13 protein-coding genes are annotated in these 12,640 nt (G+C 65.6%); 12 read left to right on the forward strand and 1 reads right to left on the reverse strand.

Annotated elements, in window-relative coordinates:
• The first annotated feature begins 77 nt into the window (after window positions 1-77).
• Entirely contained in the window at window positions 78-1,811 is a 1,734-nt protein-coding gene (locus JQ507_33390) for an AMP-binding protein (GenBank protein ID QRI69687.1), read from the forward strand.
• Between the two features lie 199 nt (window positions 1,812-2,010).
• Here JQ507_33390 and JQ507_33395 read toward each other — a convergent pair whose 3' ends face one another.
• Window positions 2,011-3,012, reverse strand: a complete 1,002-nt coding sequence (locus tag JQ507_33395) for an adenosine kinase (protein ID QRI69688.1) — start codon at window positions 3,010-3,012, stop codon at window positions 2,011-2,013.
• A 91-nt stretch (window positions 3,013-3,103) separates the two neighbouring features.
• Here JQ507_33395 and murJ point away from each other — a divergent pair, with 91 nt between their 5' ends.
• The 11 genes from murJ (at window position 3,104) to ybeY (ending at window position 12,639) form a co-directional block, all read left to right on the forward strand.
• Window positions 3,104-4,642: a murein biosynthesis integral membrane protein MurJ gene (gene murJ / locus JQ507_33400; GenBank protein QRI73620.1), complete on the forward strand. Its 1,539-nt coding sequence runs from the start codon at window positions 3,104-3,106 to the stop codon at window positions 4,640-4,642.
• Between the two features lie 68 nt (window positions 4,643-4,710).
• Window positions 4,711-5,763 carry a tryptophan--tRNA ligase gene (trpS, locus tag JQ507_33405; GenBank protein QRI69689.1) on the forward strand — a complete coding sequence of 351 codons (1,053 nt, stop codon included), beginning with the start codon at window positions 4,711-4,713 and terminating at the stop codon, window positions 5,761-5,763.
• A gap of 87 nt (window positions 5,764-5,850) precedes the next feature.
• Window positions 5,851-6,345 carry a universal stress protein gene (locus JQ507_33410; GenBank protein QRI69690.1) on the forward strand — a complete coding sequence of 165 codons (495 nt, stop codon included), beginning with the start codon at window positions 5,851-5,853 and terminating at the stop codon, window positions 6,343-6,345.
• Between the two features lie 142 nt (window positions 6,346-6,487).
• Window positions 6,488-7,057 (forward strand): NifU family protein, encoded by a 570-nt coding sequence (locus JQ507_33415; protein ID QRI69691.1) that lies wholly within the window; start codon window positions 6,488-6,490, stop codon window positions 7,055-7,057.
• An 86-nt stretch (window positions 7,058-7,143) separates the two neighbouring features.
• Complete coding sequence (gene tsaB / locus JQ507_33420) at window positions 7,144-7,839, forward strand: tRNA (adenosine(37)-N6)-threonylcarbamoyltransferase complex dimerization subunit type 1 TsaB (protein QRI69692.1); 696 nt, start codon at window positions 7,144-7,146, stop codon at window positions 7,837-7,839.
• Entirely contained in the window at window positions 7,836-8,321 is a 486-nt protein-coding gene (gene rimI, locus JQ507_33425; GenBank protein ID QRI69693.1) for a ribosomal protein S18-alanine N-acetyltransferase, read from the forward strand. Before tsaB ends, rimI begins: the two co-directional genes overlap by 4 nt.
• Window positions 8,322-8,389: 68 nt before the next feature.
• Entirely contained in the window at window positions 8,390-8,842 is a 453-nt protein-coding gene (locus JQ507_33430) for a transcriptional repressor (protein QRI69694.1), read from the forward strand.
• A 24-nt stretch (window positions 8,843-8,866) separates the two neighbouring features.
• On the forward strand, window positions 8,867-9,565 hold the full coding sequence (locus JQ507_33435) for an HAD family hydrolase (GenBank protein QRI69695.1): 699 nt from the start codon (window positions 8,867-8,869) through the stop codon (window positions 9,563-9,565).
• Between the two features lie 58 nt (window positions 9,566-9,623).
• Window positions 9,624-11,012: a tRNA (N6-isopentenyl adenosine(37)-C2)-methylthiotransferase MiaB gene (gene miaB / locus JQ507_33440; GenBank protein QRI69696.1), complete on the forward strand. Its 1,389-nt coding sequence runs from the start codon at window positions 9,624-9,626 to the stop codon at window positions 11,010-11,012.
• A gap of 65 nt (window positions 11,013-11,077) precedes the next feature.
• Window positions 11,078-12,073 (forward strand): PhoH family protein, encoded by a 996-nt coding sequence (locus tag JQ507_33445; GenBank protein ID QRI69697.1) that lies wholly within the window; start codon window positions 11,078-11,080, stop codon window positions 12,071-12,073.
• A 68-nt stretch (window positions 12,074-12,141) separates the two neighbouring features.
• Window positions 12,142-12,639, forward strand: a complete 498-nt coding sequence (gene ybeY / locus JQ507_33450; GenBank protein QRI69698.1) for an rRNA maturation RNase YbeY — start codon at window positions 12,142-12,144, stop codon at window positions 12,637-12,639.
• Window position 12,640 lies beyond the last annotated feature (1 nt).

Consider the following 12,640-nt stretch of genomic DNA (forward strand, 5'->3'; position numbering starts at 1 on the left):
TCATACCCGCCATAGGTCGGGCCTGTCCCGTCGGCGCCAAACGACTAAGATCGCGCAAAAAGTGCGACGACACGAACATGACCGTGAGGAGGACGAATTTGGCACCCACCCCCAAGGGAGACAGCAAGGCAGACAGCTATGTTTGCGGCATTTCCGATACGCCGCTGCTCGGCGAAACCATCGGCCGCAGCCTCGACCGCGCCCGCGCGCGCTGGGGCGATCGGGAGGCGCTGGTCTCGCCCAGCCACAATGTCCGCTGGACCTGGAACGAATTCGCCGAACGGGTCGAGGCGGTCGCCGCAGGTTTCCTCGCGCTCGGACTGCAACGCGGCGAGCGGATCGGCATCTGGTCGCTGAACCGGCCGGAATGGACGCTGACGCAATTCGCCGCCGCGAAGGCCGGGCTGATCCTCGTCACCATCAATCCGGCGTATCGCTTGAGCGAGCTCGAATTCGCCCTCGGCAAGGTCGGCTGCGCCGCGATCGTGACGGCGACCGCGTTCAAGACCTCGGCCTATATGGAGATGCTGAACACGCTGCTGCCCGAGCTTGCGAGCGCGGAGCCCGGCCAGCTGCGCTCGGCGCGGCTGCCGCAATTGCGCGCCGTGATCCAGATCGGCGGACCGGCGGCGCCGGGCACGATTCCGTTCGAGCAGGTCGCGCAGATGGGCGGGGAACGCCACCGCGAGCAGCTTGTCGCGCTCGGCGCGAGCCTGCAATTCGACGACCCCGTCAACATCCAGTTCACCAGCGGCACCACCGGCTCGCCCAAGGGCGTGACGCTGACCCACCACAACATCCTCAACAACGGCTACTTCACCGGCCGCGCCATGCGCCTGACCGAGCAGGATCGCATCTGCATCCCGGTGCCGCTCTATCATTGCTTCGGCATGGTGATGGGCAATCTCGCCTCGGTCACGCTCGGCACCACCATGGTCTATCCCGGCGAGGGCTTCGATCCGCTCGCGACATTGACGACGATCGCGCAGGAGAAATGCACCACGCTCTACGGCGTGCCGACCATGTTCATCGCCGAGCTCGACCATCCGGAGTTCTCTCGCTTCGATCTGTCCTCGCTGCGCACCGGCATCATGGCCGGCGCGCCCTGCCCGATCGAGGTGATGAAGCGCGTCAACACCGAGATGAACATGCGCGAGGTGACGATCGCCTACGGCATGACCGAGACCAGCCCGGTGAGCTTCCAGAGCGCGACCGACGATCCCTTGGAGCGCCGCGTCTCTACGGTCGGCCGCATCCATCCGCATGTCGAGGTCAAGGTGGTCGATCTCGACGGCAAGGTGGTGCCGCGCGGCGAACGCGGCGAACTGTGCACCCGCGGCTACAGCGTCATGCTCGGCTATTGGGACGAGAAGGAGAAGACCGGCGATGTGCTCGACGCCAATGGCTGGATGCACACCGGCGATCTCGCGGTGATCGACGACGAGGGCTATTGCAACATCGTCGGCCGCATCAAGGACCTGGTGATCCGTGGCGGCGAGAATCTCTATCCCCGAGAGATCGAGGAGTTCCTCTACCGCCATCCGAAGATCCAGGACGTGCAGATCTTCGGCGTCGCCGATCAGCGCTATGGCGAGGAGCTGTGCGCCTGGGTTCGCGTGCGGTCAGGCGAAACGCTCACGGCAGACGAGGTGCGCGCCTTCTGCCAGGGCCAGATCGCCCACAACAAGATCCCGCGCTATGTCGAGTTCGTCGAGGAATTCCCGATGACGGTGACCGGCAAGATCCAGAAATTCGTGATGCGCGACGCCGTGGAGCAGCGGCTGGGATTGAAGGCCGCGAAGACGGCTTGATGCTCGCTTCTCCCTCTCTCGCTTGCCGCGCCGTCATTCCGGGGCTCGCGAAGCGAGAACCCGGAATCCATTGCTCCACGCGTGATGCGGCCCGATGGATTCCGGGCTCTCGCCTTCGGCGAGCCCCGGAATGACGAGGGTGGAGCGACGTTTCTATCGCTATCCCTCCACCGCAGGGGAGGTTGAAGGACAGGGCCGCCTAAACCAGCAGCCCCTTCGCCTTCGCCAGCTCCTTCAGCGACACCAGCGGCCGGGCGCCGATGTGCTGGATCACTTCGGCGGCGGCGAGCGCGCCGAGACGGCCGGCGTTCTCATGACCGACATTGCGGACGAGACCGACCAGGAAGCCGGCGGCGAACAGGTCGCCGGCGCCGGTGGTGTCGACGAGCTTGTCGATCGGATAGGCCGGCGCCGAGACGACGCCGTCGCCTGAGATCACGACGCAGCCCTTCTCGCTGCGGGTGACGACGCCGAGCTTGGTGTCCTTGCCGAACTGCTTCAGCGCGGTGTCGAAATCGGCGGTCTGGTACAGCGAGTGCAGCTCGGACTCGTTTGAGAACACCAGATCCACGATGCCCTTGCGCATCAGGTCGAGGAATTCGTCGCGGTAGCGGTCGACGCAGAACGAATCCGACAGCGTGAGCGCGACCTGGCGACCGGCGCCATGCGCAATCGTCGCGGCCTTCACGAAGGCGTCCTTGGCGTTCTTCGGATCCCAGAGATAGCCTTCGAGATAGATGATGCCGGCGGCGGCGATCTGAGCCGGATCGATGTCGTCGGGCGTCAGGTCCTGCGCGGCGCCGAGATAGGTGTTCATGGTGCGCTCGCCGTCCGGCGTCACCAGGATGTAGGAGCAGCCGGTGGCCGGGCCGGTCTTGGCCGGCGCGGTGTCGAAGGTGACGCCGGCGGCGCGGATGTCGTGGGTGTAGAGCTTGCCGATCTGGTCGTCCTTGACCTTGCCGACATAGGCGGCGCGAGCGCCGAGATTGCCGACGCCGACGATCGTGTTGGCGGCAGAGCCGCCCGACATCTCGGTGGCGACCCCCATGTCAGTGTAGATCGCGGTGGCGCGCGCCTCGTCGATCAGCTGCATCGAGCCCTTGGTCATGCCGTGACGGGCAAGGAATGCCTCATCCGTTTGCACCAGCACGTCGAAGATCGCATTGCCTATCCCGAGAACGTCATATTTTGCGTCAGCCATCAACTTGCCCTGTGTGAACGCCACCAACAAGAGCGCGGCCTATCACGTTACGGCTAGCGCCAGCAAGGGAAGCGGCTGCTATACAGGCCCGATGTTCCGCTCCTTCCTCACCGTCTCCTCGGGAACGCTGGCTTCACGACTGCTCGGTTTCGTGCGCGATTCCGTGATCGCGGCGCTGCTGGGCGCGGGGCCGGTGGCGGATGCGTTCCTGGCGGCGTTTCAGCTCGTGAACGTTGTGCGGCGGCTGCTGGCCGAGGGCGGTTTGAACGCCGCTTTGGTGCCCGCATGGCTGAAGGCGCGCGATGCGCACGGCATGGACGCGGCAACAGCGTTTGCCGGCCGCGTGCTCGGCACCGTCAGCGCCGCCGTGATCGCAGCCGCACTCGTGATCGGCGTCGTGATGCCGCTGGTGATCACGGCGATCGCGCCCGGCTTCGTCGGCCGCTACACGCTGCAATTCGCCGTCGACGATGCACGGCTGATGCTGCCCTATCTCGCCTTCGCCGGCCCGGTCACCGTGATGATGGCGCTGCTCAACGCGCAGGGCCGCTTTGTCCTGACGGCGTTCTCACCGCTGCTGTTCAACATCGCGCTGATCGCGGTCATGGCGGTGCTGCTGGTGCGGCAGCAGGACCCGGTGCAGGCCGCGCTCGTCATGGCCGCGACGATCGGCGTCGCCGGCTTCCTGCAACTGTCGATGCTGGCGCTGCGCGGGGCAAAGCTCGCCGCACCGCTGCGCGTCTCCTTCGATCCCGAGATGCGCGGCTTTCTCGGCCGCGCGGTCCCCGGCATGGTCGCGAGCGGCGCGCCGCAATGGCTCATGGTGGCGGGCGCGGTGATCGCCTCCACCTCGCCATCGGCGGTGTCCTGGCTCTATTTCGCCAACCGGCTGCTCGAGCTGCCGCTCGGCATCGTCGGCGTCGCCATGGGCACCGTGCTGATCCCGGAGATGACCCGCGCCGTGCGTGGCGGCGAGCAGTCGGCCATCGCGCATGCGGAATCACGCGCCCTGGAGCTCGCGGCCGGGCTGGCGCTGCCGGCGACGCTCGGCCTGATGGTGCTGAGCGGACCGATCGTGCGGATGTTGTTCGAGCACGGCGCTTTCACCGCCGAGGATAGCGCGGCCACCGCACAGGCGCTGACCTGGCTGACGCTGGCGCTGCCGGCGCACGTGCTGGTGAAGGCGCTGTCGCCGGCGTTCTTTGCGCGCGAGGACACGCTGACGCCGCTGTTTGCGACGCTGAAGGCCATCGTGGTCGCGATTGCGGCGGCCTTCCTGCTCGGCCATATCTTCGGCGCCAGCGGAATTGCCGCCGGCATTGCGTTCGGCGCCTGGAGCAATGCGCTGGCGCTGATCCGCAAGGGGGCCACAACATTCGGCTTTTCAATCGATGCCGCGGCGCGCCGCCGGCTGCCCCGCATCCTGGCCGCGGCGCTCGCAATGGGCGCCCTGCTGTGGCTCGCGGAGACGGCCCTGCCGGCGGCGGGCGCACACGGTTTCGTGCAGGCGGCGTCGCTCGTTGTGCTGATCGCGGCCGGCATCGCCGGTTATGGGCTCCTGTTGCAGCTTTTCGGCGTCGCCGGCTGGCGCGAGGCGGTTAACGCCGTCAGGCAAAGGCGCCCCGCCTGACTTGCGCAGGCAGGGCTTAAATGGCAAACGACGCTGCAAAAGCAGCCCCATTTCCGGGAATCGAGACCATGGCGTTCGTTGAACGGGTTTTCTCAGGCGTCCAGCCGACGGGCAATCTGCACCTCGGCAACTATCTCGGCGCCATCGTCAACTTCGTGAAGATGCAGCAGACCCATAACTGCATCTATTGCGTCGTCGACATGCACGCGATCACGCAAGGAGCGGACGTCTGGGGCGGCCCGGCCGAGCTCGCGCGCAACACCCGCGAGGTGACCGCGGCCTTCATCGCCGCCGGCATCGATCCGAACAAGCACATCGTGTTCAACCAGAGCCAGGTCGCCGGCCATGCCGAGCTGACATGGATCTTCAACTGCGTCGCCCGTGTCGGCTGGCTCAGCCGGATGACCCAGTTCAAGGAGAAGGCGGGCAAGGATCGCGAGAACGCTTCGGTCGGTCTCTACGACTATCCCGTGCTGATGGCGGCCGACATCCTGCTGTACCGCGCCACCCACGTGCCGGTCGGCGAGGACCAGAAGCAGCATCTCGAACTGTCCCGTGACATCGCGCAGAAGTTCAACAACGATTTCGGCGATTCGATCCGCAGCCGCGGCTTCAACGAAGGCCTCTATTTCCCGCAGCCGGAGCCGTTCATCACGGGTCCGGCGACACGGGTGATGAGCCTGCGCGACGGCACCAAGAAGATGTCGAAGTCGGATGCGTCGGACAATTCGCGCATCAACCTCACCGACGACGCCGAGACCATCGCGCAGAAAATTCGCCGGGCGAAGACCGATCCGGAGCCGCTGCCGTCGGAGGAAAAGGGCCTCGAGGCGCGTCCCGAGGCTGACAATCTGGTCGGCATCTACGCGGCGCTCGCCGAAATCACCAAACAGGAGGTGCTCAACCAGTTCGGCGGCGGCCAGTTCTCCACCTTCAAAAACGCGCTGGTCGAGCTTTGCGTCGCGAAACTGGCGCCGATCGCCGGTGAGATGAAGCGGCTGGTTGCCGATCCCGGCCATGTCGATTCGATCCTGGCCCACGGCGCCGACCGCGCACGGGTCATCGCCGACGAGACCATGCGGATGACCAAGGACATCGTCGGCTTCATCCGAGCGCGCTGACATCACCGGCAGATCTGCGCGCTCCCTCTCCCAAACGGCGAGGGAGTGTGGCAGCATGGGTTGGCTTGGTTCAGCACCGGGACATGCATGACCACCCAGCGACGCAGCTACGAAACAGGTCACAAGCCGAAATGCCTCGTCATCGTCGATGACACGGCGGAATGGGACCGCGCGGTGTATTACGCCAGCCGCTGGGCGATCCGGGTCGGCGGCGGCGTCGTGATGCTGCGGGTGATCGAGACCGAGGACCAGAACCAGCAATGGCTCGGGGTCGCCGACATCATGCGCGCCGAGGCCGAGGAAGCCGCCAACGAGGCGCTCGACCGCGCCGCCGGCCGCGCCAACGGGATCGCCGCGATCACCCCGGAGCGGGTGATTCGCGAGGGCGACCCGACCGAGCAGATCCTCGACGTGATCGACCAGGACGTCGATATCGCGATGCTGGTGCTGGCCGCCAATCCGGGCGCCGAGGGCCCCGGGCCGATCATCACCACCATGGCCAATGCCATGGGCGCGTTCCCGATCCCCGTGACCATCGTGCCGGGCGGGCTGACCGACGCCGAGATCGACGCCCTGTCGTAAGGTTTTCGACCTGAAACCCCTCCCAGGGCATGGATCGCGGGCCGGAACCGCGGTTTTGCGGCTTGATCGACGGCTTTTTAGTTGCCATTTGGTAGGGGAACCCAACGCGCCGGCCTTGAACCGGCGACGCCGGAGACAGCAAATGTTCATTCAGACCGAAGCCACCCCCAATCCCGCCACCCTGAAATTCATTCCGGGCCGCACGGTGCTCGACACCGGCACCATGGAATTCTCGTCGGCCGAATCCGCCGCGCGCTCGCCGCTCGCCGAACGGCTGTTCGCCGTATCAGGCGTCACCAGCGTGTTCTACGGCGCCGACTTCGTCACCGTGACGAAGGCGGACGGCGACTGGCAACACCTCAAGCCCGCGATCCTCGGCGCCATCATGGAGCACTATATGTCCGGCGCGCCGCTGCTCGCCGACGGCACCATTGGCAACGACGATGCGCGTGATGAGGAAGACGAGTTCTTCGACGAGGCCGACGCCGAGACGGTCGAGCAGATCAAGGACCTGATCGAGACCCGGGTGCGTCCGGCGGTCGCCAATGACGGCGGCGACATCACCTTCCGCGGCTTCAAGGACGGCATCGTCTATCTCAACATGAAGGGATCCTGCGCCGGCTGCCCGTCATCGACCGCCACCCTGCAGCACGGCATCCAGAACCTGCTTCGGCACTTCGTGCCCGACGTGCAGGAAGTCCGGCCGATGTGATGGAGGCGAATGGTGGGTAGCGAATGGCGAATAGGGGTCCACCCTGATAGTCCTTTCGCTATTCGCCACTCGCCATTCGCCCTCCCATGATGATTCTCGCTATCGATACCGCGCTCGACGCCTGCTCCGCTGCGGTGCTCGACACCACCTCCGGCAATACCATCGCCATTGAATCGCAGGCGATGCAGCGCGGCCATGCCGAGGCGCTGATGCCGCTGATCGCGCGGGTGATGAAGGCGAGCGGCATCGGCTTTGCCGCGCTAGACCGCATCGCCGTCACCACCGGTCCCGGCAGTTTCACCGGATTGCGCGTCGGCCTCTCGGCGGCGCGCGGCATCGCGCTGGCAGCCGCGAAACCGGTGGTCGGGCTGTCGACGCTCACCGCCTACGCTGCGCCCGTGGTTGCCGAGAATGGCGTACCCGCGATCCTGTCGGCGATCGATGCGCGGCATGATCACGTCTATTTCCAGCTGGTGGCCGGCGACGGTGGCCCGATCCTCAAGCCGAAGGTTGCGCCGATCGCGGAAGCGCTCGCGGCCTCTCAATACGGCGCGCTGCATCTGGTCGGCAACGCCGCCAATATTCTCGCCGAGCGCTGGCCTGCGGATACACCGCCGCCGGTCATGGTCGACCGGCAGCCGGCGCCCGACATCATCTGGGTCGCCTGGGTCGGCGCGGCGATCGATCCCGACACCGCGCCGCCGCGTCCGTTCTATCTGCGCGCACCCGATGCGAAGCCGCCGAAGGATCGCCTCGTCATCAGCGCGCCGCCTTCGACATGATCGGCTTTCTGTCGCGATGGTGGGGCGGCGCTACGCCCGCGGTCGAGCCCGCATCCCTGCGTGATGCGGCGCGACTCGCCCAACTGCACGGCGCGTCGTTTCATCGCGGCTGGGGCGAAGGCGAATTCGAGGCGATGCTGACCGAGCGCAACACGCTGGTGCACCGGCTGCGGCAGGGCCGCAAGGTGATCGGCTTTGCGGTGTCGCGGATGGCGGCGGACGAAGCCGAAATCCTGTCGATCGCGATCGATTCCAATCAGCGCGGGCGCGGCCTGTCGCGCGACCTGCTGTTGACCCATCTCGGCCATCTTGCCGGCCGCGGCATCCGCACCATCTTCCTCGAAGTGGAAGAGAACAATGCGCCGGCGCGACGGCTCTATGAAAGGGCCGGATTCGGCGTGATCGGCCGCCGCGAACGCTATTACAAGCAGCCCGGCGGGGAACATTTGAACGCGCTTCTGATGCGGCGCGACTTGTCGTAACATCGGCGCGATGGCAGAACAGCGCCCTGCTCTGCTGCCCAAGGTTTGAAGAATACGGCCTGAGACCCATGACCACGGTGAAAATCCCGCCTGCGCCGAAGAATACCGGCATCGAGGCGCGCTGCGCCGCGACCGGCATGCGCATGACCGAACAGCGCCGCGTGATCGCGCGGGTGCTGGCGGAAGCGATGGATCATCCCGACGTCGAGGAGCTCTACCGCCGCTGCGTGGCGGTCGACGACAAGATCTCGATCTCGACGGTCTATCGCACCGTCAAGCTGTTCGAGGATGCAGGGATCATCGAGCGTCACGATTTCCGCGAAGGCCGCGCGCGCTACGAGCAGATGCCCGAGAGCCATCACGACCATCTGATCAATCTGCGCGACGGCAAGGTGATCGAGTTCACCTCCGAGGAGATCGAGAAGCTGCAGGCCGAGATCGCGCGCAAGCTCGGCTACAAGCTGGTCGATCACCGGCTCGAGCTGTATTGCGTGCCGCTCGACGACGACAGCAAGTCGTAGGCGCGTGCCACACGTCGCCACACCATGAGCTTCGATCTCGTCATCTTCGATTGCGACGGCGTGCTTGTCGACAGCGAGGTGATCTCCTGTCGCGCGCATGCGGACACGCTGACGCGGCACGGTTTTCCGATCACGCCGGACGGCGTGCTGAAGCGCTTCCTCGGCGTGTCCGATCGCGAGGCCCGGCGGATCGTCGAAAGCGAAATCGGTCGCGCGTTGCCCGATACGTTCGAGGCCGAGGTCAAGCACGCGACACTGAGCTTGTACGCCGACGATCTCAACGCGATCGCGAATGTCGGCGATGCGATCACAGCGCTCGGCTTGCCGAAATGCGTGGCCTCCAGCGGCACGCCGGAGAAGATCCATCACGGCCTGACCTGCGCCGGGCTCTACGACCAGCTCGCGCCGCACATTTTCTCCGCCACCCAGGTCACGCGCGGCAAGCCGGCGCCCGATCTGTTCCTGTTTGCGGCCGAACAGATGGGCGCACGGCCGGAACGCTGCGTCGTGATCGAGGACAGCGTGGCCGGCGTCACCGGCGCCTGCGCCGCCGGCATGACCGTGCTCGGTTTCCACGGCGGCAGCCATTGCACGGCGGAACATGAGGCCACGCTGCGCCAGGCCGGCGCGGCCTTCACCTTCTCCGATATGCGCCAATTGCCCGATTTGATCGCCAAAGCCGGCCAAAAACACGGCTCGATCGCTGGATTTTCGCCGGTTTAGGCTATATTTCAGCACCGGCGCGCGGATGGCGCCGTTTCCTTATCGTATTCAGGGTTCCATGACGACGCCGCGCAAGCTGCACATCAAGTCCTATGGCTGCCAGATGAATGTCTACGATGCGCAGCGCATGGTGGACACGCTGGCCGGCGAAGGCTTTGTCGAGACCGCGAGTGCTGAGGACGCCGACCTCGTGATCCTCAACACCTGTCACATCCGCGAGAAGGCATCCGAAAAGGTTTATTCCGAACTCGGACGGCTCCGCGTCGCCAAGGACGAGGCCGCACGGGCAGGCCGCGAGATGAAGATCGCGGTCGCCGGCTGCGTCGCGCAGGCAGAAGGCGCCGAGATCATCCACCGCGCCCCGACCGTAGACATCGTGGTCGGACCGCAGAGCTATCATCATCTGCCTGAACTGCTGAAGCGCGCAAAGGAAAACGGCCGCGCGGTCGAGACCGAATTCCCGGTCGAGGACAAGTTCGGCTTCCTGCCGCAGCCGAAGCCGGATGCGATCCGCGCCCGCGGCATCTCCGCCTTCGTCACGGTGCAGGAAGGTTGCGACAAGTTCTGCACCTTCTGCGTGGTGCCCTATACGCGCGGCGCGGAAGTCTCGCGTCCGGTCGCCAGGATCATCGACGACGTGAAGCAGCTCGCCGACAACGGCGTACGCGAATTCACGCTGATCGGACAGAACGTCAACGCCTATCACGGCGAAGGCCCCGACGGCGGCGTCTGGCCGCTCGGCAGATTACTGCAGCGGCTCGCGGAGATTCCGGGCGTCACACGGCTGCGCTATTCCACCAGTCATCCGCGCGACGTCGACGATTCGCTGATCGCGGCGCATCGCGATTTGCCCCAGCTGATGCCGTTCGTGCACCTGCCGGTGCAATCGGGGGCGGACCGGATCCTTGCCGCCATGAACCGCAAGCATACCGCCGATGACTACTGCCGTGTCATCGACCGGTTCCGGGCTGCCCGGCAAGACATTGCTTTTTCATCGGATTTTATCGTGGGCTTCCCCGGCGAGACCAGAGAAGAATTTTCCGCCACCCTCGCGCTTGTCACGCAAATCGGGTACGCTGCGGCGTATTCATTCAAGTATTCGCCACGGCCAGGCACGCCGGCGGCGGAGATGCGGGAGACGGTGTCAGCAGCCGAGATGGACGAGCGCTTGGGGCGGCTTCAGGAATTGATCGACAGCCAGCAATCGGCCTTCAACCGTGCTGCGATCGGCACAACAGTCGATGTGCTGTTCGAGCGCGCCGCGCGCAATCCTGGCCAGATCGTCGGCCGCACTGCCTATCTGCAGCCCGCCCATGTGATGGCTTCGCCCGACATCATCGGCCAGGTCCGCTCCGTGCGGATCGACAGCCTCGAGCGCTACAGCCTGATCGGCGAACTCGCAACGCAACCCGCACCCGGCCTCATTTCGCAGACCATTGGAGCCTGAAATCCTTGCCCAAAAGCGCATCGGATTCGCCTTCGCTTGCTCCCAGCCGCAAACCTGACCGCGACATGCAAATGCCTCCTGAGACTCAGGTCGTCATCGATTTCGACGACAACCGTGCCGCATCCGCGCTGGTCGGCCCCTACGGACAGAATCTGGCGCTGATCGAGCGGCGGCTCGGCGTCGTGGTCGATTCCCGCGGCAACCACGTCACCATCGCGGGCTCCCGCGACGGCTGCGACGCTGCCCGTCGCGTGCTGGAAACGCTCTATGCCCAGGCCGTCGCGGGCCATGACCTCGATCAGGGCGAAGTCGAAGGCGCGATCCGCGCCGTGATCGCGCAGGGCTCGCTGTTCGAATTCGACAACAAGACCGCCAAGCCGACCTTCGAGACCATCAACCTGCGCAAGCGTCCGGTGCGCGCCCGCACCGCGGCGCAAGACTCTTACATCCGCGCGCTGAAGCGGCATGAGCTGGTGTTCGGCATCGGCCCGGCCGGCACCGGCAAGACCTGGCTCGCAGTCGCCCATGCCGCGCAGCTGTTCGAGCGCAAGGAGGTCGACCGCATCATCCTGACGCGGCCCGCGGTCGAGGCCGGCGAGCGGCTCGGCTTCCTGCCCGGCGACCTCAAGGAGAAGGTCGATCCGTATCTGCGCCCGATCTATGATGCGCTGTACGACCTGATGGACGCCCGCGTCGTCGAGCGTGCATTGCAGGGCAACGAGATCGAGATCGCGCCGCTCGCCTTCATGCGCGGCCGCACCCTGACCAATGCCGCCATCATCCTCGACGAGGCGCAGAACACCACCTCGATGCAGATGAAGATGTTCCTGACGCGTCTCGGTGAGAACAGCCGGATGATCGTCACCGGCGACCCCTCGCAGATCGACCTGCCGAACGGCCAGACCTCCGGCCTTGCCGAGGCCGTCAAGCTGCTCGACGGCGTCGAAGGCATCGCGCAGGTGCATTTCAAGGCCGAGGACGTCATCCGCCATGAATTGGTGGCGCGCATTGTGGCCGCCTATGAGGGATTGCCGCAAAAGCCGGCAAACGCCAGATCTTGAGCCCAATAGCTTCGGCTGCGAGCCCGCACGATGCGGGTTCCGGCCATAACGCGGATTTTGAAACCAACGTGTCCGCTTTTCCTGCCACCGAGGTTCTGGTCACCGCCGAATGCTGGCAGGCCGAGCCCAATGCCGACGCGGTGATTCATCGCGCCATCGAGGCTGCCGCCGAAATCGCCGACGCCGATGTCGCCGGCGCCGAGCTTGCGGTGATGCTGACCGACGATTCCGGCATCCGCACGCTCAATGCCAACTGGCGAAGTATCGACAAGCCGACCAACGTGCTGTCGTTTCCGGCACTGCAGCCGGAAGGCGGCGGCGGACCCGACGATGCCCCGCGCATGCTCGGCGACATCGCGATCGCCTATGAAACGACGCGGCGGGAGGCCGATGACGAACAGAAACCGTTCGACCATCATTTGAGCCATCTCGCGGTGCATGGCTTCCTGCATCTGATCGGCTACGACCACGAGAACGACGACGATGCCGAGGACATGGAGTCGCTCGAGCGCGAGATCCTGTCCTCCCTCGGCATTCCCGACCCCTATGCGGATCGGAACGCCTGAC

Origin of the sequence: Bradyrhizobium sp. PSBB068 (assembly GCA_016839165.1) — a bacterium.
Taxonomy (GTDB): domain Bacteria; phylum Pseudomonadota; class Alphaproteobacteria; order Rhizobiales; family Xanthobacteraceae; genus Bradyrhizobium.

Excerpts from the sequence above, each read along its gene's own strand:
- trpS (QRI69689.1), top strand. The coding sequence starts at position 4,711 with ATGGCGTTCGTTGAACGGGTTTTCTCAGGCGTCCAGCCGACGGGCAAT.
- JQ507_33390 (QRI69687.1), top strand. The coding sequence starts at position 78 with ATGACCGTGAGGAGGACGAATTTGGCACCCACCCCCAAGGGAGACAGC.
- JQ507_33415 (QRI69691.1), top strand. The coding sequence starts at position 6,488 with ATGTTCATTCAGACCGAAGCCACCCCCAATCCCGCCACCCTGAAATTC.
- rimI (QRI69693.1), top strand. The coding sequence starts at position 7,836 with ATGATCGGCTTTCTGTCGCGATGGTGGGGCGGCGCTACGCCCGCGGTC.
- tsaB (QRI69692.1), top strand. The coding sequence starts at position 7,144 with ATGATGATTCTCGCTATCGATACCGCGCTCGACGCCTGCTCCGCTGCG.
- JQ507_33435 (QRI69695.1), top strand. The coding sequence starts at position 8,867 with ATGAGCTTCGATCTCGTCATCTTCGATTGCGACGGCGTGCTTGTCGAC.
- JQ507_33410 (QRI69690.1), top strand. The coding sequence starts at position 5,851 with ATGACCACCCAGCGACGCAGCTACGAAACAGGTCACAAGCCGAAATGC.
- miaB (QRI69696.1), top strand. The coding sequence starts at position 9,624 with ATGACGACGCCGCGCAAGCTGCACATCAAGTCCTATGGCTGCCAGATG.
- JQ507_33445 (QRI69697.1), top strand. The coding sequence starts at position 11,078 with ATGCAAATGCCTCCTGAGACTCAGGTCGTCATCGATTTCGACGACAAC.
- JQ507_33430 (QRI69694.1), top strand. The coding sequence starts at position 8,390 with ATGACCACGGTGAAAATCCCGCCTGCGCCGAAGAATACCGGCATCGAG.
- murJ (QRI73620.1), top strand. The coding sequence starts at position 3,104 with ATGTTCCGCTCCTTCCTCACCGTCTCCTCGGGAACGCTGGCTTCACGA.
- JQ507_33395 (QRI69688.1), bottom strand. The coding sequence starts at position 3,012 with ATGGCTGACGCAAAATATGACGTTCTCGGGATAGGCAATGCGATCTTC.